Here is a 23624-nt window from a genome sequence, read left to right on the forward strand (position 1 = left end):
GTTGGGGCCATCAGCATGTCGGTTTCCTAAAAACCTATACTGTTAGCGCCTGAGTTGGAACCGGAGCCCCGCCATGGCCAATCTTTCATACTGTCACGCCGAAACCGACGCACGCGATCCCGTCGAGCCTCTGATCCTTGATCTTCTGGAATGGATAGGGCCTGATGCACGACCTTACATCGAGGTCATCGAAGCTTGGCGCACCTCATGTCCTCGCCTGCCGGTTTGGGAGGAAGCCAACGCCCGAGGCTATCTGACACGCATCCATTCGCCCGGTGGCGTCGCTGAAGTCAAAGTCAGCGAGGCCGGTGCCGCTCATTTGCGACTTAGGCGGGGCAGGTCCACGGGGAGTCCGCACTATTCGGCTTGAATGTCAGAGCAGAGCTTCCACCGCCCGGAATGGACATGGATATCGAATGTCCGGTTGAATCTACACCATAAAACGGTGGCCCAAAGAGCTGCCTGTGAGGTGCCACCGGTGTCAAATCGACACTAAAACTATCAAAGCGGCTTGGGGGAGTACAGCGCGCTTTGGAATTCCGGCACGTACTCGTACTTGAGCATCTTGCCGAGATTCAAGGACTTGATAAACGTCGATAGGCTTCCTTCAGTCAAGCCAAGGCTCACCGCGTCCGCACGCGTGCTCGAGGCATGGCTGAGCTGGCGTGAAGTTGCAAAGCCAGTGGTTAATTTCCCTTGCTGATCCACGTTAGTAAAGCTGTTGGTCACCATCGAGATCTTGCTCGAGAGATCACCCAGTTTTTCCGCGTCGATGGTGACATCGACTTTGCCGGTTTCGCTGTCGAGGATCTGGACAATGACTGACTTCTCCGTCTCGCGGTAGTTGATGCCTGTCAGCCATTTGGGCAGGTTATAGCCTACAACGCCCCGCACCCGCGCCAGCTCTGTGTTGACTGGAAGTTTCAGTACGTAGCCCCAGAAGTCCCCGGACATCGCCTGACTGATCAAGGTAAATGGCCCGAAGCTGGAACTGCCCGGCCGAGTCGTGATGACCGAGAGACCAATCTCGTTGTAAGCGTCGTTATCGCAAAAGTGGTAGGCGTACGCGGTGAGAGCGACAAGGCCCCGGCCCGGCCAGACCTGAAGCGGTTGCACCTTCTCGAGTACGTTCGCTGGCATCAATTCCCGCAACCTGTTCAGGTCGGCGGTGAATACGGCCGTCAACCTGCTGTTCCTGTAGTAGAAATTTGGCGAATAGGATTCGAAGCCAATATCCACCTTCTCCTTCTTGAGTTCCTTGAACCAGCTCAGGTCAACGTCCGGGGCTTCCGCTTCAATGACGGAAAGGGGAGGGTTGGAGCGATAGCGGTCATAAAGTCCGCCTTTTACCACAGGTACCTCATGGCCGGCGATATCGATCGTTGTGCTCTCAGCGTGCTGGATATCTGATGCGCCATCGGCCCAAACAGGGCTCAGGTTGGCGCTCAGAAGTACGCCGGTAGCCGCCGCTAGTCTTTTGATCTTCATGTTGTTGACGAGTAATACTTGAGTTGAGAAAGATGGTGGCGATCTGGATGGTCAGAAATGGGCGCGCTGGGTTATCCAGCGCCGATACTGACGAACGCGCCGAGCGTTGGAAACCTGCTGCAGGATCAGGGCACGCAGCGGTGACACCTTCGGATTAGTCGGCTTACCATGGCTGAGCTTGCGCAGTTGAAACTTGACTGCCGCCATGTTGGCCAGCGAGGCCAAGGGCTTGTTCTTCCAGGTTATCGGGCGTAGCACTGGCGCGCTGTCCTTACCATCACGCCAATCGCGTGGCAGATTGGGGTCGATCGCCAGGGCGGTGCCAATGCCAACCATGTCCACGCCGCTCTTGATCACCTCCTTGGCCACCGGCCAACGGCGGATACCTCCCGTGACCATCACCGGCATCTTTGCCACCGTGCGGATGTCGCGGGCGAACTGGGCAAAGTAGGCCTCCCGGGCGAGCGTGCTGCCGTCGCGGGCGTCGCCCTGCATGGCCGGTGCTTCGTAACTCCCGCCCGACAGTTCGACCAGATCAACGGCCAACTCATTAAGCAACTTCACAACCTGGCGAGCGTCTTCCGCGCTGAATCCACCGCGCTGAAAGTCGGCCGAGTTCAGCTTCACGGCAACCGCGAATCGAGGCGAAACCACAGCGCGTACGGCCTTTACGATTTCAATGAGCAGGCGGGCGCGGTTCTCGAGCGTGCCACCCCACTCATCCGTCCTTTGGTTGCTCAACGGTGAAAGGAATTGGCTCAGTAAATAGCCGTGTGCCGCGTGAATTTCGACGCCCGTGAAGCCGGCCTGCTCCGCCAGTTGGGCTGTATGGGCAAAGCGACGGACTACGTCCTCGATGACTTGGTGCGTCATCGCCCTTGGCGCGTTAAAGTGTCTCGACATGTTGCCCAGCTTCAATGGCACCGCAGAGGGCGCCCAGGTGGGCTGCCCGAGATTTGCAGGCATCTGTCGGCCCGGATGATTGATCTGCACCCAGAACTCCGCCCCGTTGGCCCGGCCGACCTGCGCCCAGCGCTTGAACCGGTCCAGATGTCGGGCGTCCTCCAGGACCACGCCGCCCGGCCCGGTCATTGCACGGCTGTCTACCATTACGTTGCCAGTGATCAGCAGACCTGCGCCCCCTCCTGCCCAGGCTCTGTAAAGGCGCACCAGCTCCTCGGAAGGCGCGTGGTCTTCGTCTGCCATGTTCTCTTCCATAGCAGCTTTTGCGATGCGGTTCGGAATAGTCGAACCGTTGGGGAGTGCGAGTTTGTCGAACACGTTCATGGGGTCACCTCATTGATCGTGCGTCGACTCTAAGGTTAAAGTCAGCTTTAATGTCAACATCATTTTTGGGCTGACAGGGGACACTTCCGGTCGGCTCGGGATGCTGGCAGCATGAGGAGTTGCTGGAAGCCCTTAGACGGAAGGTCGCCGAGGTCGATGACATGCAAAAGCGCCTTGAGCAGAACAAGGCACATCTGCTTGCTGCCATAAGGAGCATCGAAAGCCGACCCTTGGACATGACCTGCACCGACCGGACGAAGTGGATACTGGACCGCCTTCGCGAAGACGACATCGTGCCAGTCAAGGCAAAGGCGCGCGGCCCTGCAGGGAGGAACGGCTCGCCTATCCGTTTCCCGACATGTGCCCCGCTCAGCGACGACTCAAAATCCGCATTGTGAGCGACGCCAGAGTTCGCGCGAGCCGCCGCAATGGAGCCGATGCCTCATCCCCATAACCGGATGCTTGACCTTCATGTTAAGTTGAACGTTAGAGTTCTGGACTTAAGGTAGTGCAAGTGCGTTTAAGCATCGGGAAAGGGCCGCGACATGGGAAGCCGGTTTGATGCCACCAATTCTGAGCGAAGGGTGTGGAAGACATGAAGATCGGAGAACTGGCGAAGCGTACCGGCCTCGCCCCATCGCGAATCCGCTTCTATGAGGGCATTGGACTCCTGAAGGTCGAGCGTCAGGCAAACGGTTACCGGAGCTATCCCACGCAGGCCGTGCTGCTTCTCAACCTGATCGCCACCGCGCAGCAGGCAGGCTTCACGCTCGACGAGATCCGCGCGCTGCTCCCTCCCGATCTGACGGAATGGAAACATGGTTCGCTGGTCGAGATGCTTCGCAACAAGGTGCGTGACATCGAGGCAATGGAGGCGCGGCTCTCGCAGAGCAAGGCGCACATTAATGCACTTCTGGCTGACATCGAGGACAAGCCGGTGGGAATCGACTGCGCTGCCAACGCGCAGCGGGTTCTGTCGCGCATACGCTCCGGGGAAATGCAAGGCTCGAGCCTGGCACCCGACGACGTCGCCACATTTCGAAAGGCGCGCCGGCGAGAAAGACCAACTTGACGGACAGGCGACAACCATCGTCCTCACACGTCCATGCGTCGCCCGCTTAATGGCGAAACGTCATAAGAACCACGGATCAGGGCAACGAAGCAACACATGAATCTGGACGTCAACAACCGGCCCGTCAGTGTCGAATGCGACGCGGCCACCCCCTTGCTCTGGGTGCTCCGCGACCATCTGAACCTTACGGGCACCAAATTCGGCTGCGGAGTGGCGGCCTGCGGCGCATGTACCGTGCATCTGGATGGGAACGCAGTGCGCTCCTGCGTTCTGCCCGTTGCAGCCGTCGCGGGAAAGCGCGTCACCACGATCGAAGGGCTGGCCGGGGCGCCGGGCAAGCGCCACGTGCTCCAGCAAGCGTGGATTGACGAGCAGGTGCCGCAATGCGGCTACTGCCAGTCGGGGATGCTGATGGCGGCGGCGGACCTGCTCGCCCGGCAGCCGGATCCAGACGATGCCGACATCGACGCGGCCATCACCAACATCTGCCGCTGCGGCACGTATCCACGCGTGCGCACTGCCATCAAGCGCGCTGCGAAGGCGTTGCGAGAGGGGAGCGCATGAGCGCCGGCACAACTATCCCACGCCGCGGCCGGCGTCGCTTCCTGCTTGGGGCGCTCGGCTTGGGCGGCGCGCTGGTGGTCGGCTGGGGCGTGATGCCGCCGCGCAGCCGGCTCGGCGACGCCGCGGCATTCCCGGGGACGTCCGGCCAGATTGCGCTGAACGGCTGGATCAAGATCACACAGGAAGGCAACGTCATCCTCGCCATGCCGCGCGTGGAGATGGGGCAAGGTATCCACACTGCGCTGTCGATGCTGGCCGCCGAGGAGCTCGATATTCCGCTGGCGCGGGTAAGCATCGAGTCGTCTCCCATCGGGCGCATCTATGGGAATGTCGAGGTGATGGGCGTCAGTTCGCTGCCGCTCCATCCCGATGACGCGGACAAGGCCTGGGCGCGCGCGTTGCATTGGGTCATGGCCAAGAGCGCGCGCGAGATCGGCCTGATTATCACCGGCGGCAGCAGCAGCGTGGCCGACGGCTGGCAGCCGGTGCGCGAGGCCGCCGCCACTGCACGCGCCACGCTGGTGGAAGCGGCAGCGCGCGAATGGGGTGTGCAGGTGGCACAGGTCACCGTGCGGGAAGGCCAGCTCATCGGCCCCGGCGGCAGGCAGATGCCTTTCTCCGCTGTCGCGCAAAAGGCGCGCGATATGGGGCCACCATCAAACGTCAGGCTCAAGCCGGCTGCGCAGTATCAACTGATTGGCAAGCCGGCGCCGCGAAACGACATCGCCGGCAAGACGGATGGCAGCGCACGCTTTGCCATCGATGCGCGGCCACCCGGGATGTTGTACGCGGCAGTCGTCATGTGCCCGGTATTGGGTGGCAAGCTCAGGAAGTTCGAGTCGACAGCGGCGCTTGCGATGCCCGGCGTACAGTATGTCGTGCCGTTTGACGGCTCGACGGGCGGGGCGCCCGGCGTGGCGGTGGTGGCCGATCACTACTGGCAGGCACGTCAGGCGCTGGCAACGCTCGAACCCGTATGGGATAAGGGGCCCTACGCCACGCTCGATTCCGCCGGCATCCGGCGACAGCTCGTGGGTGCGCTCGACAGCGACAAGGGTGGCTTTACCTACCGTTCGACGGGTGACAGCCTGAAAGCCTTTGCCAGCACGGACGGCGCAATGGTCGTCGAAGCCGAGTACAGCGCGCCTTACCTGGCGCATGCCGCCATGGAGCCGATCAACTGCACGGCCCAGGTGACCAAAGACCGCGTTCAGCTCTGGGCGCCAACCCAGGTGGCCACGCTGGCACAGCTCATCGCCGCCCGGGCAGCCGGCGTGAGCCGGCACCAGGTGCATATCGACATTCCGCTCATTGGTGGCGGCTTCGGACGGCGCCTGGAATCAGACTTCATCGGGCAGGCCGTATCGATCGCATGCAAGACCGAGGGCCGTCCGGTACAGGTGATCTGGTCGCGTGAGGACGACATCCGGCACGACTTCTATCGTCCACAGGCCATCGCAAGGCTGAAGGCTCGCGTCGAGCATGGCAAGGTGACGGCCATCGCCTCGCGCAGCGCCGGGCAGTCGATCCTGGCCGGGGAACTGGCGCGCTTGTTCGGCGCGCCGTCGGCCGGCATCGATCGCTATACGGTCGAGGGGTTGTTCGACCTACCGTATGAGATCGCGCATGAGCATATCGCGCATGTGGCCGTGGATTTGCCGGTGCCGATCGGCTTCTGGCGCAGCGTCGGCCACTCCTACACCGGCTTTTTCCTGGAGGGCTTCCTGAACGACGTGGCCGCTGCCGCCGGGCTCGACCCGCTGGCGATGCGGCGCGACTTGCTCAAGTCGCACCCACGCGAACTGAAGGTGCTCGACACGGCCGCACAGGCGGCGGGCTGGGGGCAGCCACTGGCACCCGCCGCAGACGGATCCCCGCGTGCACGCGGCCTCGCGCTGCACAACGCATTTGGTTCCGTGGTGGCACAGGTGGCGGAGGTATCGCTGAAGGACGGCAAACCGCGTGTGCATCGCGTTGTCTGCGCCGTGGACTGCGGCACGGTGGTCAACCCGGGCATCGTTGCGCAGCAGATGGAGAGCGGGATCATCTTCGGGCTGACGGCAGCGCTGTACAGCCAGATCGAGATCAAGGACGGGCAGATCGTTCAGGCCAACTTCCCCGACTATCCCGTGATCAAGATGGCGGAGACACCCCTCATCGAGACCCACATCGTGCCGGGCACGGCGGAACCCAGCGGCGTCGGTGAAGTCGCCGTGCCGCCGATCGCGCCCGCCGTGGCACATGCCGTCGCTCAGCTCACTGGCAAGCCTGTTCGGCAACTGCCACTGGTGTAATGCAGCGGGACCTCCAAGGGTCTGGTCCGGCAGGCCACGCAGCAAGACTCGAACCGTCTCTGATCGAACCCGAAGCAGTCCATCGGTGGGCTCATACGAAAGATCGGCTGCGAATCTCAAAGCAGCCGTCCAATGCCTAAAGAGCGCGCGCGTTGCGAGCGTTTGTGGATCCTGACTGGAGAATTGCGTTCGCGAATTCCACAAAGCCAGCTCCGCCTGGGCCGCGTGTGACCCATCGAGGTGGAATCGGCAATTGCGGAAGGTAATCGATCACCGTGCTCACGCCAGCCGTGTGCTTGAAAAACTCGAACATTGGCCCGTCGTTGGTGGAGTCACCGGAATAGGCGACCAACTCGCGGGCTGCTTCAGTGTCAATGCCGTACGTGCTGGCTAGTACGCGCAACGACATGGTCAACTTATCGTATCCGCCTACCCAGCCGAGAACCCAAAGGTTATTTATCGTCGCAGATGCTCCTGCTCGTCGGAGAGCATCGACGATGCGTTGATCGACGTCTGTTCCTGTGCGGAGATATGCGAGGCTCGTCAACCGGAACACTTGATCATCAGCCTGTTGTGCCTCAGGCACCGATTTTTCTACCTCCCGTGCCATTGTCCTTAGTTGTTCGCGTACGTGCTCAATTTTGTCGGGCGCATGCCAGTAATGCCGTTCGACACGGTGCCCGTCTGAACTCCGCCGCAAGAATAACCCGCCGTTTTCGGCAATGACGCCGTCGACGGGCCACATGCGGGCCATCTGGTCGCACCATCCGGCGGGGGCCGCGGTAACCGGTACCACGTGAACGCCGCTGGCTTGCAGTTGTGCGAGGGCAGTGTACGTTTCGGCAGGCAGGCGACCTTGATAGGTCAACGTCTCGTCCATGTCCGTGAGGACGAATCGGACTTTCGAAAACTCATTTGCTGCTGCAAGGGAAAGCGATTGCATGGTGACGAGTTGGCAAAGGACAGCCGAAAATTATGAAGGCTATTGGGATAGCCGTATTGTCGAATTGCGCAGATGCATATATCAATTGGTTGCATGGCGAGCCGCTATTTGCCGTTCTCCAGCTCCACCTTGCCCATTGCCAGGGCCTCCTTTAGAAGAAGCGCATTACGCACACTCTGTGGCAAGAGGGCGAGGAACGCTGCCAGTAGGCCATGGCGCCAATGGCCGTGCGACGTCAGCGTGTGCCCAAGGTGGGACAGCGCAGCGTGTGCGGCACGTTGTGGAGGGATGGTAATGGCCGCCGGCTCAGTGCCCGCAGCCATGGCCGTGGCCATGACGGTGGGTTGGAAGGACAGCACATCCAACTGATCACGATACTCGTAGGCCAATGGAATGCTCAGGTGGTCGACAAACGCCTTGCATGCGCCATAGACCTGGGTCCCGGGCCAATAAAAGCGGCCGACGATGGAGCCTACATTCAGCAGCGCCGCACGATGCCCCGTAGATTCTGCGTGGCGCAGCAAAAACGGAAGAAGCGTGTGTGTCACGATGGCTGTGGTACTGACGTTCACGGCCAGCAGATCGCGCAGGCTGTTGGCCGGTACATCGGCATAGCGCCGATGCACCGTGACGCCGACGCAATTGACGAGCACGGACAAGTCCACATCCCGTGCCGCAGCGGCCAGGGATTCGTAGGTTTGTGGGGCGGTGTCTGCCAGGTCTGCCGCGACGGTGCGAACCTGAACGTTCAGCGCCTGCAACTCATCCTGTAGTCGTTCAAGTTTGGACTGAGTGCGTGCTACCAGAATCAGGTTGAAGCCGTAGCGAGCGAGATCCTGTGCGAAGGCTTTACCCAATCCGTCGCTGGCGCCAGTGATTAACGCCCAGCCCCCGCGGCCGTAACGCTCGGTCAGGCGCGCTCCGGTCAAACGCTGCGGTAGCCAAAGATAGAGCCAAAGCCAGCGGGCCAGCTTGGCCAGCGCCCAGATCAAGAGTACCGCACCGCCAGTTTGCAGTACAACATATGCATTAATCGCCATTGAAGGTCCTCCGGAACATGGGCGAGCCGCTATGTGTCACTCAACTTCCGTTACGGGGATGCGCTCGACGCGGCCCGGCGAAAGTGAGAATAGCCCGATGTTGCGGGGTCGATGGACTGCTGTCATTTACAAATGTTCAGCGCTCCTGCTGATCAGGGCCGGCCCTCATCTTTCGCCGTATGCGGCTCAAATGCACCGGCGTCACGCCCAGATAGCTCGCCAGTATGTGTAAAGGAATGCGTGCGAGCTTGTCTGGTTGTGTTGCCAGCATGGTCTGGTAGCGCTGAGCCGGCGTTTGGCCAATGGCGCTGGCATAAAGGCTGATGTAGTCGACGAGGCGCTGTTGTGTGATTGCCAGCAGTTGGGACAGCAAGGCGGCATCGGACTGAACCATGGCAAGCACCGCATCCCGACCCAGCACGCGTAACTGGCACGCTTCCATGGTGATCAGGTCGAAGTCGCTGGGGGAACCGCCCACCAAGCTTTCCAGCGAGCTGACCATGTCACCTTCAAAGAAGAACTGAACGTTGGTTTCCCCGCCTTCGGCATTGCGCACGCATAGACGCACGGCCCCGGACTGTATGAGGTATACATATTTGGCAACCTCGCCAGCACGCAACAATGGCTTGTTAGGACCGACGTTGAGGTCTCTCCCGAATTCCAGAAAACGGTCGTGCAAGAATGTGCTCACGTGCATGGGCCGCAAATATGGCATAGGCGAGTTCGCAAGGCAAATTGACCGCCCCGTAGCCATATAACCCTTGGTCTACTTTGGAATGGGGATGTCGTCTCCTGGCGAAGCAGAACCGGGGTGTTTCAAGACCTGTAATGCCTTCTCGACAGGGCAGCCCTCGCACGATTTCCGGTCGTACAAACGGCATGCCTGCCAGGCGTTATCCACGTCTTGTATCAAGGCTCCCCTGGCTCTGGCGGTCAGAGGGCCTGCTGACGTGTCAGCCGCGCGCGGCAATGGATGCACGCGTCGCGCACCATGAAGTTCACCAGCGTCGGCGAAACGCCAAGCTGTGACGCGATGTCCTTCTGCGCCATGCCCTGCACGCGGCACATCTCGAACGCACGCTGCGTGCGCTCGGGCAACTCCGCCAGCGCCCCGGCCAGCGCGCACAGGGCCTGCCGGCCAATCACGATCAGGTCAGGCGATGTGGCCAGCGACGCCACATCCATGCCTTCGTCCTCGGGCGCCATCCATTTCTGTTCCAGCGTCTGGCGGCGGTAGGTGTCGATGGCCAGGTTGCGTACTGTCTGAAACAGGTAGCTCAGCCGGCAGCGGATGGCGCCATCGTCGGAGGTGTCGCGCAGCCGCAGAAAGGCGTCTTGCACCACGTCCTCGGCCAAGTCGCGCGAACCCACGATGCGCGCGGCGGCGCCGACCAGCGCGCGTCGGTGTTCCATGAACAACCCAAGAAGCGTCTCTCCGCCCACGGGCGGCGCCGGGCGGTTGGCAATTTCTGTTGCGGGAATCACGGGGGCGGCTCCATTGAGCATTACGACGATGTAATGCGAAGCGCCTACGTTAATAAGAATGAGAATTAGTGTCAATTAACTAAAAAGTAACCCTGTTGTTACTTGAGGCGCAAGTTTTGCCACAGTTTCAGGATGTGAGACGCATTAAATTTCACGGATTGCCGTTCGTCTGGTGCGAAGCCGGAGGGGCGGGCGGCGGACTAAATATCCTCGCGGCCCGTTCGTCGCTATCCAGATGGACCTCCGAGACTTCGCCGCGATGCGGCTACCTAGGCAACTCGCCAGCCCGGTGACGGATGTGGCACTTTGGCAACTCGATCTGAAGGATGCCGTTGTGAGCCTTCCGGCGGCGGCCAACTGCCTCAATGCCGCCGAGCGCGATCATGCCGCCGCGCTGCGCCGTCCGGCCGACCGGCTACGCTTCGTCGCCACGCGCAGCGCCTTGCGATGGCTGCTCGGACAAGCCCTCGATTGCGCGCTCGATGCGCTGACGCTGGAAACCGGGCCGCACGGCAAGCCGAGGCTGGCGATGCCCGGGGCGCCAGCGTTCAACGTGTCGCACGCGGGCAACCACGCCTGGATCGCGCTGACACAGGCGCGCCCTGGTGGCGGAGAACAGGTGGGCGTCGATATCGAATGGATGGACCCGGCGCTGGACCCCGACACGCTACGCGGCATAGCCGATCACTGCCTGACGCGGCGCGAACGCGCCTGGCTGGAATCGCTGCCGCCGCCAGCGAGGCGGCACGGGTTCTTCACGCTCTGGACTGCCAAGGAGGCCTTGCTGAAGGCGCTGGGGGTGGGCATAGCCGATCACCTCCAGCATGTGTCGGTGGTGCCTGGCGCCGAAGGCGCGGTGCGCCGCCACGCCGTACTGCCCGAACCGGGGCAGGGGGCCGGGATGGCGCCCCATGAAGCGGCGCTGGCGAGGATCCAGCTATACGGGCTGCAGGCACCCGCGGGCTATGCGGCTGCAATGGCCTGGCTGCCGCCGGCCTGAACCGGTTGCGCGACCCAGCCGCGACCCGCGTGCAGCGCGTCGTGGATGGCGCCCGCGATTTCCTCGGCGCGCGCCGGCAGTACCGACAGCAGCGTATCGCTGAGGCCGTGGCTGCTCTGGCAGAAGCCTTGCAGATACACGGGCACGGCCAGTTCGGGCGCGGCCTGCACACGGTAGTTGCGATCCACCGAGAAGTCACCCAGGTAGCCCGCCAACGGCGCCAGCAGACGGCGATGGCTTTCGCGCTCGTACCCGGTGGCCAGCACCACGGCATCGTAGCGGCGCGTCTCGCAATCGGCGGTGGCCGCCGTGCTGGGCGCCGTGCCGGCGACCGTCAGCTCCACGCCATGCGCCCCCGCGTGCGCGGCCTCCACGGCCTTGCACGTCAGCAGGTTTACGCGGAACTGGCCGCTGACCTTCTGGCGGTACAGCATCGCGTAGATGCGGTCAATCAGGTCGGCGTCGATCACCGAGTAGTTGGTGTTCAGGTACTCGTCGATCAGGTGGTCGCGGCCGGCCTGCGTCTGCTCGAACACCACGTCGGTATAGGCCGGAGCAAAGATCTCGTTGACGAAGGGGCTGTCGTCGGCGGGTTTCAGCGCCGCGCCGCGCACCAGCCAGTCCACCTTGGCCGACGGATAGTTGTCGTGCAGGTCGATGAACGCCTCGGCCGCGCTTTGCCCGGCGCCGATCACGGCAACGCGCATCGGCTTACCGTCCGCGCACGGCTGCTTGAGGATCCAGTTCAGGTAGCCGCTGTGATGGCTGATGCGCGCATCGTCGCGCACGCCGGCAAACGCTTCCGGAATGCGCGGCGTGCCGCCCGTGGACAGCACCACCGAGCGCGTCACGCGGATGCGCTCGCGGCCCTCGGCGTCCGTCGACACCACGCGCACGCGGTCGATGCGGCCGCTGTCGGCCTTGCCATCGGGCTCGATGCGCTGCACGTCTTCGCCGTGGCTGCACTGGCTGGCAAAGTGGCCGGCGGCCCAGCGCAGGTAGTCGTTGTACTCCATGCGGCTCGGGTAGAACGTGCGCAGGTTGATAAAGTCCACCAGGCGGCCGTGGCGATGCAGATAGTTCACAAAGCTGTACGGGCTGGTGGGGTTGCGCATCGACACCAGGTCTTTCAGGAACGAGATCTGCATCTCGCTTTGCGACACCAGCGTATTGCCGTGCCACTGGTAGTGCTGCTGCTTTTCCACGAAGTGGGCGTCCAGCGGGCGGCCGGCGCCAGCCTGTTCCTGCAGCGCGATGGCCAGTGCCAGGTTGGACGGCCCGAAGCCGATGCCGATCAGGTCGTGGACGGCGGGTGAGATGTCGCGAAGCGTCATGGTTTCGGTCCTAAGCGGAAGTCGGAAGGAAAGAAGAGGCCCGTGCCCCTCAAGGGGCAGGGATTCAGTTGCGCGGCGGGTTGGATCCCGAGGGCGCGGAAGGTGTCGGCGGCGCCGGAAAGAGCAGGTGTTCCCCGAAGAAGCGCTCGCGCAGCAGCATCACCAGCATCGCGCGCTTGTGCGGGAAATCGAATTCCTTGATCTTCGAAAAGCCCGCCTTGTCCAGGTTGGCGATCTGGCGCACGTGGTCGGCGCGCGGCTCGCCTACGATGCGTTGCGTGCGCGCATCGTCCAGGAACTGGAAATGCTGGATGGCCGGAAACCACGCGGTCAGGAATGCTTTGCCGCGGAACGCCGGCTCGCCAATCAGCACGTGCCAGCCACGGTCGTGGTCCTGCGCGTCGTAGAACGGCGCGATGCGGTTTTCCTTGGCCCAGTACACTTCGAAGTAGCCGAACGGCTCGTCGTCGAATGCGGCGATCAGCGGCAGCATGTGCGGATCGTCGATCAGCCCCTGCAGGTACGCGCGATGCTTGGCCTCGTCGCCTTCCTCGTTCCAGAAGTAGGCTACGTCGGGGTCGTTCATCCAGCGGTGCAGCAAAGGCAGGTCGCGCTCCAGCTCGGCGGCGCGCAGCGTCAGCGTCTTGCCAAGCCACGGGATATGGCGCGCGTACACCACGCCCGCAGGCTTGGGCGGGCGCAACGGATGGCGGCTCGCGCCGGTCATCGTGTATTGCAGCGGATACGCGCCGGCTGACGGCGCCATGTAGAGCTCGGCACGCTGCCACAGCTGGCTGGCGTGCGCCACGTTGGCTCGCGTCAGCACCCCGGCTTCGTGCAGCCGGCGCGCGGCGTCGCGCGATTCCACCTCCACGCGCAGCGCGTAGGGCGCACCGTGCGCGAACGCGGCGTCCAGGGCCGCCATCGTGGCGTGCGCCAGCGCCTGGCTGCCGGCATTGGCGTCGAGCAGGCGCAGGGTGGCGTCGCCGTACGCGAAGCGGGCAGGCTGGTGGCCGTCGCGCGTAACGGTCAGCACGTTGCCGTCCAGACGGCTCTCGCTGCGCAGCGCAGGCTGGGCGGCGAACGACAGGTGGCGAGAGAAAGGCGTGAGCCGAGTCGGCATATGGGTAGTGTCCTGACGGTGCTTTGTTGTTGTCGTGACGATGCAGGGCGCGCCGGATTTACACGGCGGCGGCCAGTTGCGCGTGGGATGCGTCGGCGGCGGGCGTCGCGTCGTACAGCGCCGCGGCCAGCGCACGTGCGATGTCCTCGTGCGCCTGCGCGGCCTCGGCCACGAGGTTGCCCATGCGCAGGAACTCGTGGACCATGCCCGCGTACTCGCGAACCGTCACCGGCACGCCGGCGCCGGCCAGCTTGCGCGCATAGGCGTGGCCTTCGTCGCACAGCGGATCGCATTCAGCCAGCACGATCCAGGCCGGCGCCACGCCCCGGTGATCGGCCGCGCGCAGCGGCGCGAAGCGCCAGTCCTGGCGGTCTTCCGCGTCGCGCAGGTACTGGCGGTAGAACCAGTCGATGGTCTCGGTATCGAGCAGATGGCCTTGCCCGTAGCGCCGATGCGACGGGCTGTCCGTGTCGCCGCCCAGCCCCGCGTAGCAGAGCACCTGCAGGCAGGGCTGCGGCAGGCTGGCATCGTCGCGTGCCGCCAGCGCCAACACGGCGCTGAGCGTGCCGCCGGCGCTGTCGCCGGCCACCGCGATACGTGTGGCGTCGAGGGCCAGCGCATCACCGTGCGTGCCAAGCCAGGCCAGCGCGTCGATGGCGTCGTGCACGGCGGTCGGGAACTTGTGCTCCGGGGCGAGCCGGTACGCCACCGATACCACCGCGCAAGGCGTGCGCGCGGCCAGCGCGCTGCACAGCGACGCATGGGAGTCGAGGCTGCCCACCGTGAAGCCCCCGCTGTGGAAGTGCAGCAGCACCGGCAGGGCAGGCCCATCGCCGCGTGCGCGCGGGGCATACAGGCGAGCATCGATCTGCGCGCCATCGCGCGTGGGGATTTGCAGCGCTTCCACGCGTGCCAGCGGCTCGGGCGGCAGATCCAGCGCGGTGGACGCCTCGTTGAACTCCCGGCGCGCCTGCGTCGGTGTCAGTTCGTGGATCACGGGGCGCTTGCCCGTGGCGGTGGCCATCTCCACCATGTCGAGCAGGGCTTCCAGGTCGGGATGCAGCGGCATTGGCGCGTCTCCGGTGTAGGTGGGTCAGGCAGCGGACGCCACGGCGAGCGGCGCTGCCGGAGCGTGTGGCACAGGCAATGCCGAGTCCGCGACGATCTGGCCGTTCTCGATCTTGAGCATCCGGTCGGCCAGGTCGAAGTAGCGGTCGTCGTGCGAGATCACCAATACGGCCTTGCCCTGAGCGCGCAGCTCCGGCAGCACTTCGCGGTAGAAGATGTCCTTGAACAGCGGGTCCTGGTCGGCGGCCCATTCGTCCAGGATCAGCACCGGGCGTCGCTCCAGGCAGGCCACGATCAGCGCCAGCCGCTTGCGCTGGCCTTGTGACAGCGCCTGTGTGGTGAAGCGTCCGTCGCGCACGGCCACCTTGTGGCCCAGCTGGAAGCGCCGGATCAGGTGATTGGCCAGCGCCTCGTCCTGCGGGTCGTGGGCCAGCAGCGTGTCGAACAGGTGAAAGTCCGAGAACACCGCCGAGAACAGCGCGCGGTAGTCCGCCAGATGCGCCGCATCGGCGGCCTTGCCGTTGTGCATCAGATGGCCCGCCAGCGGCGGATAGAGCCCGGCGATCAGCTTGGCCAGCGTGGTCTTGCCGCTGCCGTTGCCGCCCACCAGGAATACGATTTCGCCGGCGTGCAGCGTCAGGTCGACCGGACCAAGTGCGAAGACACTGTTCTCGGCCTCGTGGAAATAGCGGTGGCTGGCGCCGTCCAGCGCCACAGACGCGAACGGCGTACTTGCCGTGGCGCGTGGCGGTGCCTCGGGGGCGGCATCGCCGCTCAGCGCCTCGATGCGCGCATAGGCCACGCGTCCCATGCTCAGTGCGGGTAGCGCGTTGAGCAGAGACTCCAGCGGCGACATGATGTACAGGAACATGATCGTGAAGCCGGTCATCACCGCCGGGTCCAGCGGCGTGGCGCGCGGAACGAACAGCACGCCGCCGATCACCGCGAAGAACAGGAAGCTGCCAAAGCCGAGCGCAACGAAGAAGATCGACAGGCCGCGCGTGCGCGCACTGCGCACCGCTTCGAGCGTGGCGCCCAGGCGGTCGCGCAGGAAGGACTGCTGCTTGCCGTAGTTCAGCTTCAGTTCACGCGCACCAGACACCAGCGCCTTGAATTGTCCGTGCAGCGCATCCTGCGCCGCGCCGGCCTGCTTCAGGTGCACCAGCGCGCGACGGTGGTTCAGGTGGTAGACCCACGAGCCGAGGCCAAGGATCGCGCTCGCGATCCCGAACGTCGGTAGCGACAGCCAGGCCAGGTAGCCCAGGCAGCCGAGCACGACCGTGGCGTTGGTCAGCACCACCGGAATCACGGACAAGCCATTGGCCACGTGCTGGCTGTCGTCAGCCAGCGCGGCCTGCACGCGTGCATTGCCGGTCTGCTCGATATGCGGGTAGGGGGCGCCGATAAAGCGCTCGCAGATCTGTGCGCGAATGCGGGCCAGTGCACTTTGGCTCACGCGCACGAATAGCGTGGACGCCAGCGTGCGGCACGCCAGCACGGCGATGGCCAGCGCCGCGAACGGAAGCGCCAGCCCGGGCGCATCGGCGCCTTGCGTAGCCAGCACGCGGTTGATCAGGGCGACCATGCTCACGGCACAAAGGCCGGCGGCAAGGCTGGCCGCGGCGGCCAGCACAATGGTCATGCGCAGCTTGCGCGGCAGGGAGGCGATTAGCGACATGCGGACGAGGGGTGAGGGCGGATCCTGTCCTGAATGACGCGCGGCCGCGACGGAAAGTTAATTCGCTCGGGCCCCGGCTCGTCATGCGTAATGGAGCAGTCGTGCCGGCGCTAACCTTGGCGCGCTGGCCCCGATCCCTCAATTTCGCCCCGCAACCTACCCGCATGCTCGACTTTCTCGCCCCGTTCTTCACCGGCCCGCTGCGCCCCTTCGGCGAACGTCTGCACGCCGGTGGGGCGCCGACCACGCAGGCGGCATGGACCGCCGAGGCACTGGCGCGTTGCGCGCGGACGCTGGCGTGCGACGATTCCCGCGCGCTCGCGGCGGCATGGTTTCGCGATTACACGAAGGCCGTGCTGCCCGGTGCCCTGGTCGCCGCGACGGTATTCCGGCGCAGGCTGCCGTTCGATCGCGCGAGCATTGAGATCGGCGAAGACGGCCATCTGGCCGCGCTGCGGCTGGTCGATGTGGGGGAGCGTATGGAACAGAGCCTGCCGGCCCTGCTGCTGCCGCTGATGGGCAGACACCTGCCGCAGGTGGTGGACGCGCTGTCGGCGGCGAGCCGCGCGTCGCATCGGCTGCTGTGGTGTACGGGCGGCGTCGCCGCGCACGGTATTGCCCGCCAGTTGGCTGCGCATCCGGCGCTTGGCGCCGAACGCCGTGATGAATTGCTGGCGTGGATCGGCAACGGCGTATCGGCCGATGGTTACCAGAACCCGCTGTACGGCGCATTCCGGACCGGCACGGAACCAGGCATTGCATCGAGCAAGCCCGGCGTGGCGCCGGTGCGGCGCATCTGCTGCCTCAGCTATCGCTTGCCCGATGAAGGGCATTGCGGCACGTGTCCGCGCCGCGCGGCTAACGCTACGCGTCGCGGGGGCGCCACTGACGCCACAACCGCCATGCCGTGACGCCCACGGGCACTCCCAGGCCGACCCAGCAGAGCATGTCCCACGCGCCATCGCCAAGGATCCCGGCGGCAAGGCCGCCCAGCGACAGCGTGCCCAGTAGCGCGGGCATCGGCCACGTATCGTCGATCAGCTTCATGCCTGGTCTCCGGACAGTTTCGGCGGCAGCGTCGAGCGCGCGTCCTCGCGGCTGCGGCCCGGGCGCTTGAGCCAGAAGATGAAGCCCGTCACCGTGGCGCCGGCGGTAATGAGGGTCAGCAGCGCCCACAGGATCTGCAGCGGGCGGCCCGCGTAGTCACCAAAGTGGAACGGCGCCGACAGCAGCAGTACCTGCAGATACCACGGCATGCCGCGCACGGCGGCCACGCTGCCGTCTCCGGCATCGACCAGCACGATCGCGTAGACACGCTTCTGCAGCTCGGTATGGCCGCGCAGCACCACGCCGTAGTGGCGGCCCGTTGAGAATTCGGTATTGGGATAGAACACGAAGGCCGCGTCCTTGCCCGGCACGGCCTGGTTGGCGGCGGCCAGCGCGCGGTCCACCGGCACCAGCGACGGGGGCGTGGGCCCCGGCAGCGTGGCGATCAGGTGCTGCAGCTCGGTCTTCTGCCACACGCCGATGATCAGCGGAGAGAACGACAGGAAGGTGCCGGTCAGCCCCACCACCAGCGCCCAGACCATCACGACGATGCCGAACAGGTTGTGCAGGTCTGCCTGCACGATGCGCACGGGCTTGCCAAAGCGCACTAGCCCGAACGCCAGCTTGCGCATGAACGGCCCGTACACCACCAGCCCGCTGATCAGGCTCAGCGAGAACAACACGCCGATAAAGCCGATGAAGAACTGGCCCGGCAGACCCAGGAACAGGTTCAGGTGCAGCTTGAGGATGAAGCCGCTGAAGGTCTCGCCCGGCGGCCCCGGTTTGCGTGTGGCGCCCGTGGCGGCATCGAACTGCGTGGTGGTGCCGTTGCGCAGCTTGGGCTCGCCCGGCGGCCCCACGCGCACGCCCACGGCATCGGCGTCGTCATCGGCGAACGAGATCGACTTGGTGACCTGGCCCGGATGGGCGGCCTGCGCGGTATCCACCAGCGACTGCAGCGACGGACGCTGTGCCGGCACCGCCATGGTGCGCTCCGCGGCCACCTGGCCGTGGTGTTCCTGACCCAGCAGGGCGTCGATGTCCTCGTGGAAGATCAGCAGCAGCCCGGTCAGGCACAGCACCAGCAGGTTCAGCGTGCAAAGCAGGCTGGTCCATCGGTGGATCGCGTACCAGATGCGCAGCGTGGGGGCTTTCATGTTCTTGTGCTCCTGCAAGGCAAACGGCCCGCTCCAGGTTGCGGGCGGGCCGTCAGGGTCCTGCTTACCAGCGGTAGCTGGCAGTGCCGATGATGGTGCGGCGGCGGCCGTAGTAGCAGTTGGTCGCGCTGTCGCACGCTGCCACGTAGGTCTTGTCCAGCAGGTTGTTGATGTTCAGGCGCAGCGTGTAATGCTTGGCAAACGTGTAGCTCGCGGCCAGGTCGAACAGCGTGAACGACGGCACCGTCGTCACGTTGGTCTGGTCGTAGGTCTTGCTCACGTAGCGCACGCCGCCGCCCAGCCACACCCCTTGCAGGAAGCCGAAATCGCTGCCCAGGCGATAGTCCCCCCACAGCGAAGCCATGTGCTTCGGAATGTATTGCGGGGTCTTGCCTGCGTTCGGCGCGGCGGGGCCGGCCTCGGTCACTTCGGCATCGGTGTACGTGTACGACGCCAGCACGTTGAAGTTCGGCGTCACGGCCCACGTGCCTTCCAGTTCCACGCCACGCGACCGCACTTCACCGATCTGCGAGAACTGGCCCAGCACGGGCGACGTGGTGAGCACGTTCTGCTGCGTCAGGTTGAACAGCGACAGCTGCGCAAAGCTGCGGCTGCCCGCCGGCTGGAACTTCAGGCCGGCTTCGTACTGCTTGCCGGTGGTGGGTTTGGGCGAACCGCCGCCATACAGCGTGGTGGCGCCGGTCGGCTCGAACGACGTCGAATACGCGAAGTACGGCGACAGTCCGTACGGGCCTTCCCACAGCACGCCGGCGCGCCCGGTGAACTTGCCGTCGTTGGTGCCGGTGTTGGCTGCGGCGTTGGTGGCGATGGTGCGCGTATCGGTGTCGACGCGAGCCTTGTCGTAGCGGCCGGCGGCCTGGAACACCAGGCGGTCTGCCACGCGCAGCATGTCCTGCAGGTAGAAGCCGATCTGGCTGCGGCGCACGTCGCTGTCGGTCTGGTAGGCCGTCCGCACGAAATTTCCGTACAGCGGATTGAAGGCGTCCAGCGCCGGTTCGGTGGTCGGCGTGCTGATGCCGTTGGCCGGTGTCACGCCGGTCTGGCCCAGCAGGCGGTCGAAATGCGAGTACGTGTAGTCGACGCCGGCCAGGATCGTATGGTCGAACATGCCATGCTTGACCTTGACCTGCGCCTGGTTGTCCACCGAGAACACGTCGAACGATTCGGTCGAGCGCAGGCCCAGCCGGCGCAGCAGGTACGGACCGTTCGGCGGGTTGGCCACGAGGCCGCTATTGCTGCCGATGTTCTCGTAGCTCACGTACTGGTGGGCATAACGCAGGTTCTGGCGCAGCGTCAGCGTTTCGTTCACGCGGTGCGAGAACTCGTAGCCCGCAATGTACTGCTCGCGCTTGAAGCGGTCGAAGCCTGGCTCGCCGGTGAACAGGCTGGTCGGGATCTTCGATCCGTTGGCCAGCGGCGTGATGGTGCCCAGGGCCGGCAGGAAATTCGCGCTGTTGCCGGCATTGTCGTGATAGATCTGGGTGTAGAGCGTGAAGTTGGTGTCGGCGGTGGGACGCCACGTGATCTGCGGCGCGATGAACAGGCGGTCATCGCCAGCCTTGTCGGTCTGCGTGCCGCTGTCGCGCGCCAGCGCGGTCAGCCGGTACAGGACCTTGCCGTTCTGATCGAGCGCGCCGGTGAAGTCGCCCGACACTTCCTTCCGGTCGAAGTTGCCGAAGCTCAGGTTGATCTCGTTCGACGATTCGGCCTGCGGACGCTTGCTGACCTGGTTCACCAGGCCGCCCGGCGACGTCTGGCCGTACAGCACCGACGACGGTCCGCGCACGATGTCCACGCGCTCCAGGCTGTACGGGTCGATATCCCAGTAGCCATAGCCACCGGACCACGGCAGCTTCAGGCCGTCCAGGTACTGGCCGTTCTGCGCGGCGTTGAAGCCGCGGATGTAGAACGTGCCGCGCCGCGTATCGACGATGGGCTGGGTGCGCACGCCGGCACTGTAGCGCAGCGATTCCTCCACGGTCGTGGCGCCCTGGTTGCGGATCTGGTCCGCCGTGATCACGCTGATCGACTGCGGCGTGTCTTCGATGGGCACGTCGGTCTTGGTGCCCGACGTCGACTTCTTGCCGGCCGGACCGTAGTTCTCCGCCACGGTGTCGGCACGCACGCTAACGGTTGGCAGCGTGGCTTCGCCAGCGGCGGCCGGCGTGGCGGTCTGCCCATATGCAGCCTGCATCGATACGGCCAATGCCAGCGCGGTCAGCGCGAACGTTTGACGCCCCCCCCGGGTCTGGGTAGACCCGCCGTTTTTACCCCTTTTCATATTTCTCCTGTTTTCTGCAATTCTTCTGATGGCGCCCGTTATTCTAAATGCAAATAATTCGCATTTCCATGATAAGGGTGTTGCGTTTCACCTACGTCGGGAGGGTTGCGGGCCGAGTGTCCACGGGCGCCAAAGGGGTATGGCGGTCGCGGAGCGCCTGCGCGCAAGTGGCCAGCTGCGGACCAAGATCGGCCAGCAGCCGGGCATCGCCGACGATTGCATGGTGGTCGACGCCATCGAGCACGGTCTCGCGCCATGGCGCGCCCTGCCAGCCGGCCAGACGGGCGGCGGCGTTGTCGCGGCCCGTGCGCCACCACACCGAGCGTGGCGCCTGCACGACAGGTACGGTGGATTCGCGCATCATCAGCGCGCCGAGACGGTGCGCGGCGACAAACATCTGCGCCAGTTCGTCGGCGCCCAGGGCCGCCGAGGGAGCAGGCGCCGATGCCACCAGCGGCGCCAGCAAAGCGCTGACGCCGGCGGCATCGGGCGCCGGGGCCACCGAAGCGGGGACCACGAGCGGCCCGGCGCCCGGCAGCAGCCGCGCGGCAAACTCCTCCAGCGCTGCGGGCCAGCCGGGGCGTTCGGAAGCGGTGGCGGCTTCCGGCACGAACGGATCGACCAGGCCAAGCCACTGCACGGCCTGCCCCTGCGCTTCGAGTTCGCGGGCCATCCACGTCGCCAGGGTCGCGCCCAGCGACCAGCCCAGCAGCAGGTACGGGCCTTGCGGCTGTACCGCGCGCCATTCGCGCACGTAGTCGGCCGCGATGGCGGCCGGCGAGATCTCCTGCCACCCGGGATCGACCAGCGTGCGAGACTGGAAGCCGTACACGGTGCGCTCGCTGCCCAGTTGCGCGACGATGGCGTCGTAGTCGAACAGCGTGCCGAGCGCCGCGTGCACGCACGCCACGGGCGGCAACGTGCCGCCGGTCGGGCCTTGCGCCAGCACGCGCAGCGCGGTTGGCGGTGCGGCTGACGCGCTGTCAGCGCTAGCTGCGACGCCATCGGGCAGCAACTGGCCGATGGTGGGCGTGCGCATCAGGTCGCGCAATTTGAGATCGATGCCCATCGCCTTGTTGGCGCGCACGCGCGAGATCACCTTCAGGCTCAACAGCGAATCGCCACCGAGCGTGAAGAAGTTGTCGTCCAGCCCCACGCGGTCCACGCCCAGCACGTCCTGCCACAACCCGGCCAGCCAGCGCTGCGCCGCGCTGCGCGGCGCGACATATTGCTCGGCGCGGTCAGCCTCCGGCGCGGGCAGCGCGCGGCGGTCGAGCTTGCCGTTGGGCGTGAGGGGCAGCGCGTCGAGCACCACGAACGCGGCCGGCACCATGTAGTCGGGCAGTTCGGCGGTCAGTGCCCTGCGGATGGCATGGACATCGACCGTGGCGCCGCCGGTCGCCACGACATAGGCGGCGAGCCGCGCGCCGGACGGCCCTTCGACGGCCAGCACGGCTGCTTCGGCCACATCCGGCTGGGCCGCGATCCGGGCTTCGATCTCGCCGGGTTCGATCCGGAAGCCGCGAATCTTGAGCTGCTGGTCGATGCGGCCCAGGTATTCCAGCTGGCCATCGGGCAGCCAGCGCGCCAGATCGCCGGTGCGGTACAGGCGTGCGCCGGTATCGGCAAACGGGTCCGGAATGAACCGCTCGGCGGTCATGCCGGGGCGATTCAGATAGCCGCGCGCGAGCCCTTCGCCACCGATATACAGCTCGCCCGCCACGCCCGGCGGCACCAGATTCAGTTCGGCGTCGAGCAGATAGCAGCAACGGTCACCGACCGGGCGGCCAATCGGCGCGTAGGTGCCGGGGAAATCCGCCGCCGAGTCATCGGCGCGGACCTTCCAGACCATCGGCGTGACGACGGTTTCGGTCGGGCCGTAGCCGTTGATGTACGTTTGGGCCCCCAGCGCCCGGCGCGCCTGGGCGAAGCCGCCACGCGACATCGCCTCGCCACCGAACGAGTACAGCGAGACCGGCGGATGCTGGCCGGTCTGCTCGCAGTACTCGGCCAGCTGGCGCAGGTAGGCGGGCGGGAAACCGGCGTTGGTCACGCCGTGGCGCACCATGGCGGTGGCGGTCTGCTCGGGCGTCCACAGCGCATCGTCGCGCAGCACCAGCGAACCGCCGCAGGCCAGCGCGCACAGCCAGCGCTCGTGGGCGCCGTCGAACGCGAACGACAGGAAGTGCAGTTCGCGCGAGTGCTTGCCCATCTCGTAGGCGTCGATGGTGGCGGCGACGTGCATCGCCAGTGGGCCGTGGGCCACGCAGACGCCCTTGGGGCGACCGGTGGAGCCCGAGGTGTAGATCACGTAGGCGAGCTGATCGGGATGCACGGCAACCTCAGCCAGCGGCGCCACGTCGGCGGGGACCATGTCGAGCGTGAGCACGGGCAGGGCGGCCGGGGCGGGCAGCGTGTCGAGCAGCGCTGGCTCGGTGATCAGCAGGCGGATCGCGCTGTCGTCGAACAGGTAGGCGAGGCGGTCCCTGGGATAGGCGGGGTCGAACGGCACGTAGGCCGCGCCGGCGCGCATGACGGCCAGCAGCGCGACGATGATATCGGGCCAACGGGACAGTGCGATGCCGACGCGGTCGTCGGTGCCGATGCCGCGTGCGTGCAGCACGGCGGCCAGGCGGTCGGCGCGGTCCAGCAGTTCGCCATAGCGCAGCGTTTGCTCGCCGCAGATCACCGCGACGGCTTCGGGTTGCGCGGCGGCATGGCGGGCGATGTGGGCGTGCACGG

At 65.2% G+C, this 23624-nt stretch carries 19 protein-coding genes; 5 read left to right on the forward strand and 14 right to left on the reverse strand.

Annotated elements, in window-relative coordinates; translation table 11 throughout:
• Positions 1 to 501: 501 nt before the first annotated feature.
• Complete coding sequence (locus tag BLQ58_RS23960) at positions 502 to 1488, reverse strand: acetoacetate decarboxylase (ADC) (RefSeq protein WP_092602528.1); 987 nt, start codon at positions 1486 to 1488, stop codon at positions 502 to 504.
• Between the two features lie 51 nt (positions 1489 to 1539).
• A complete protein-coding gene (locus tag BLQ58_RS23965; RefSeq protein WP_092602530.1) occupies positions 1540 to 2775 on the reverse strand; it encodes an NADH:flavin oxidoreductase/NADH oxidase family protein in 1236 nt (411 codons plus the stop codon).
• A gap of 595 nt (positions 2776 to 3370) precedes the next feature.
• Here BLQ58_RS23965 and BLQ58_RS23975 point away from each other — a divergent pair.
• The 3 genes from BLQ58_RS23975 to BLQ58_RS23985 all read left to right on the forward strand — a co-directional run bounded on the left by BLQ58_RS23975 (position 3371) and on the right by BLQ58_RS23985 (position 6705).
• Positions 3371 to 3847 carry a MerR family transcriptional regulator gene (locus tag BLQ58_RS23975; RefSeq protein ID WP_092602532.1) on the forward strand — a complete coding sequence of 159 codons (477 nt, stop codon included), beginning with the start codon at positions 3371 to 3373 and terminating at the stop codon, positions 3845 to 3847.
• A gap of 96 nt (positions 3848 to 3943) precedes the next feature.
• Positions 3944 to 4411, forward strand: a complete 468-nt coding sequence (locus BLQ58_RS23980; protein ID WP_092602534.1) for a (2Fe-2S)-binding protein — start codon at positions 3944 to 3946, stop codon at positions 4409 to 4411.
• Positions 4408 to 6705, forward strand: coding sequence for a xanthine dehydrogenase family protein molybdopterin-binding subunit (locus BLQ58_RS23985; RefSeq protein ID WP_092602536.1), 2298 nt, complete (start codon positions 4408 to 4410; stop codon positions 6703 to 6705). Before BLQ58_RS23980 ends, BLQ58_RS23985 begins: the two co-directional genes overlap by 4 nt.
• A gap of 136 nt (positions 6706 to 6841) precedes the next feature.
• Here BLQ58_RS23985 and BLQ58_RS23990 read toward each other — a convergent pair whose 3' ends face one another.
• From BLQ58_RS23990 to BLQ58_RS24005, 4 genes are all read right to left on the reverse strand, one after another.
• Positions 6842 to 7648, reverse strand: a complete 807-nt coding sequence (locus tag BLQ58_RS23990; protein WP_092602538.1) for an HAD family hydrolase — start codon at positions 7646 to 7648, stop codon at positions 6842 to 6844.
• A 104-nt stretch (positions 7649 to 7752) separates the two neighbouring features.
• Positions 7753 to 8688, reverse strand: coding sequence for an SDR family NAD(P)-dependent oxidoreductase (locus BLQ58_RS23995; RefSeq protein ID WP_092602540.1), 936 nt, complete (start codon positions 8686 to 8688; stop codon positions 7753 to 7755).
• A gap of 136 nt (positions 8689 to 8824) precedes the next feature.
• Entirely contained in the window at positions 8825 to 9379 is a 555-nt protein-coding gene (locus BLQ58_RS24000) for a Crp/Fnr family transcriptional regulator (RefSeq protein ID WP_254776093.1), read from the reverse strand.
• A gap of 242 nt (positions 9380 to 9621) precedes the next feature.
• Positions 9622 to 10173: an RNA polymerase factor sigma-70 gene (locus tag BLQ58_RS24005; protein WP_092602542.1), complete on the reverse strand. Its 552-nt coding sequence runs from the start codon at positions 10171 to 10173 to the stop codon at positions 9622 to 9624.
• A gap of 235 nt (positions 10174 to 10408) precedes the next feature.
• Between BLQ58_RS24005 and BLQ58_RS24010 the strand changes: the two genes are divergently transcribed.
• Positions 10409 to 11173, forward strand: coding sequence for a 4'-phosphopantetheinyl transferase family protein (locus BLQ58_RS24010; RefSeq protein ID WP_254776098.1), 765 nt, complete (start codon positions 10409 to 10411; stop codon positions 11171 to 11173).
• On the opposite strand, the gene BLQ58_RS24015 is transcribed toward BLQ58_RS24010, so the two are convergent.
• From BLQ58_RS24015 to BLQ58_RS24030, 4 genes are all read right to left on the reverse strand, one after another.
• Positions 11137 to 12507: a lysine N(6)-hydroxylase/L-ornithine N(5)-oxygenase family protein gene (locus tag BLQ58_RS24015; RefSeq protein WP_092602546.1), complete on the reverse strand. Its 1371-nt coding sequence runs from the start codon at positions 12505 to 12507 to the stop codon at positions 11137 to 11139. The two genes, BLQ58_RS24010 and BLQ58_RS24015, sit on opposite strands and share 37 nt — an antisense overlap.
• Before the next feature lie 64 nt (positions 12508 to 12571).
• Complete coding sequence (locus BLQ58_RS24020) at positions 12572 to 13630, reverse strand: GNAT family N-acetyltransferase (RefSeq protein ID WP_092602548.1); 1059 nt, start codon at positions 13628 to 13630, stop codon at positions 12572 to 12574.
• A gap of 58 nt (positions 13631 to 13688) precedes the next feature.
• Entirely contained in the window at positions 13689 to 14699 is a 1011-nt protein-coding gene (locus BLQ58_RS24025) for an alpha/beta hydrolase (RefSeq protein WP_092602550.1), read from the reverse strand.
• 24 nt (positions 14700 to 14723) lie between these two features.
• The gene (locus BLQ58_RS24030; RefSeq protein ID WP_092602552.1) at positions 14724 to 16376 is read right to left on the reverse strand and encodes a cyclic peptide export ABC transporter; all 1653 of its coding nucleotides are present in this window, start codon (positions 16374 to 16376) and stop codon (positions 14724 to 14726) included.
• A 116-nt stretch (positions 16377 to 16492) separates the two neighbouring features.
• Between BLQ58_RS24030 and fhuF the strand changes: the two genes are divergently transcribed.
• Entirely contained in the window at positions 16493 to 17287 is a 795-nt protein-coding gene (gene fhuF, locus BLQ58_RS24035) for a siderophore-iron reductase FhuF (RefSeq protein ID WP_254776100.1), read from the forward strand.
• On the opposite strand, the gene BLQ58_RS24040 is transcribed toward fhuF, so the two are convergent.
• The 4 genes from BLQ58_RS24040 to BLQ58_RS24055 all read right to left on the reverse strand — a co-directional run.
• Positions 17241 to 17423, reverse strand: a complete 183-nt coding sequence (locus BLQ58_RS24040; protein WP_092602556.1) for a hypothetical protein — start codon at positions 17421 to 17423, stop codon at positions 17241 to 17243. The genes fhuF and BLQ58_RS24040 overlap by 47 nt on opposite strands.
• A complete protein-coding gene (locus tag BLQ58_RS24045) occupies positions 17420 to 18580 on the reverse strand; it encodes a PepSY-associated TM helix domain-containing protein (protein WP_092602558.1) in 1161 nt (386 codons plus the stop codon). Before BLQ58_RS24045 ends, BLQ58_RS24040 begins: the two co-directional genes overlap by 4 nt.
• Positions 18581 to 18644: 64 nt before the next feature.
• Positions 18645 to 20882 carry a TonB-dependent siderophore receptor gene (locus BLQ58_RS24050; RefSeq protein WP_092602560.1) on the reverse strand — a complete coding sequence of 746 codons (2238 nt, stop codon included), beginning with the start codon at positions 20880 to 20882 and terminating at the stop codon, positions 18645 to 18647.
• Positions 20883 to 20973: 91 nt separating this feature from the next.
• A partial coding sequence (locus BLQ58_RS24055) for an amino acid adenylation domain-containing protein (RefSeq protein ID WP_139186156.1) occupies positions 20974 to 23624 on the reverse strand: 2651 nt, incomplete at its 5' end.

Source organism: Ralstonia sp. 25mfcol4.1 (assembly GCF_900104095.1).
GTDB lineage: Bacteria > Pseudomonadota > Gammaproteobacteria > Burkholderiales > Burkholderiaceae > Cupriavidus.

Excerpts from the sequence above, each read along its gene's own strand:
- BLQ58_RS23990 (WP_092602538.1), bottom strand. The coding sequence starts at position 7,648 with ATGCAATCGCTTTCCCTTGCAGCAGCAAATGAGTTTTCGAAAGTCCGA.
- BLQ58_RS24040 (WP_092602556.1), bottom strand. The coding sequence starts at position 17,423 with ATGAAGCTGATCGACGATACGTGGCCGATGCCCGCGCTACTGGGCACG.
- BLQ58_RS24030 (WP_092602552.1), bottom strand. The coding sequence starts at position 16,376 with ATGTCGCTAATCGCCTCCCTGCCGCGCAAGCTGCGCATGACCATTGTG.
- BLQ58_RS23980 (WP_092602534.1), top strand. The coding sequence starts at position 3,944 with ATGAATCTGGACGTCAACAACCGGCCCGTCAGTGTCGAATGCGACGCG.
- BLQ58_RS23975 (WP_092602532.1), top strand. The coding sequence starts at position 3,371 with ATGAAGATCGGAGAACTGGCGAAGCGTACCGGCCTCGCCCCATCGCGA.
- BLQ58_RS23960 (WP_092602528.1), bottom strand. The coding sequence starts at position 1,488 with ATGAAGATCAAAAGACTAGCGGCGGCTACCGGCGTACTTCTGAGCGCC.
- BLQ58_RS24020 (WP_092602548.1), bottom strand. The coding sequence starts at position 13,630 with ATGCCGACTCGGCTCACGCCTTTCTCTCGCCACCTGTCGTTCGCCGCC.
- BLQ58_RS24015 (WP_092602546.1), bottom strand. The coding sequence starts at position 12,507 with ATGACGCTTCGCGACATCTCACCCGCCGTCCACGACCTGATCGGCATC.
- BLQ58_RS24050 (WP_092602560.1), bottom strand. The coding sequence starts at position 20,882 with ATGAAAAGGGGTAAAAACGGCGGGTCTACCCAGACCCGGGGGGGGCGT.
- BLQ58_RS23985 (WP_092602536.1), top strand. The coding sequence starts at position 4,408 with ATGAGCGCCGGCACAACTATCCCACGCCGCGGCCGGCGTCGCTTCCTG.
- BLQ58_RS23965 (WP_092602530.1), bottom strand. The coding sequence starts at position 2,775 with ATGAACGTGTTCGACAAACTCGCACTCCCCAACGGTTCGACTATTCCG.
- BLQ58_RS23995 (WP_092602540.1), bottom strand. The coding sequence starts at position 8,688 with ATGGCGATTAATGCATATGTTGTACTGCAAACTGGCGGTGCGGTACTC.
- BLQ58_RS24025 (WP_092602550.1), bottom strand. The coding sequence starts at position 14,699 with ATGCCGCTGCATCCCGACCTGGAAGCCCTGCTCGACATGGTGGAGATG.
- BLQ58_RS24045 (WP_092602558.1), bottom strand. The coding sequence starts at position 18,580 with ATGAAAGCCCCCACGCTGCGCATCTGGTACGCGATCCACCGATGGACC.
- BLQ58_RS24010 (WP_254776098.1), top strand. The coding sequence starts at position 10,409 with ATGGACCTCCGAGACTTCGCCGCGATGCGGCTACCTAGGCAACTCGCC.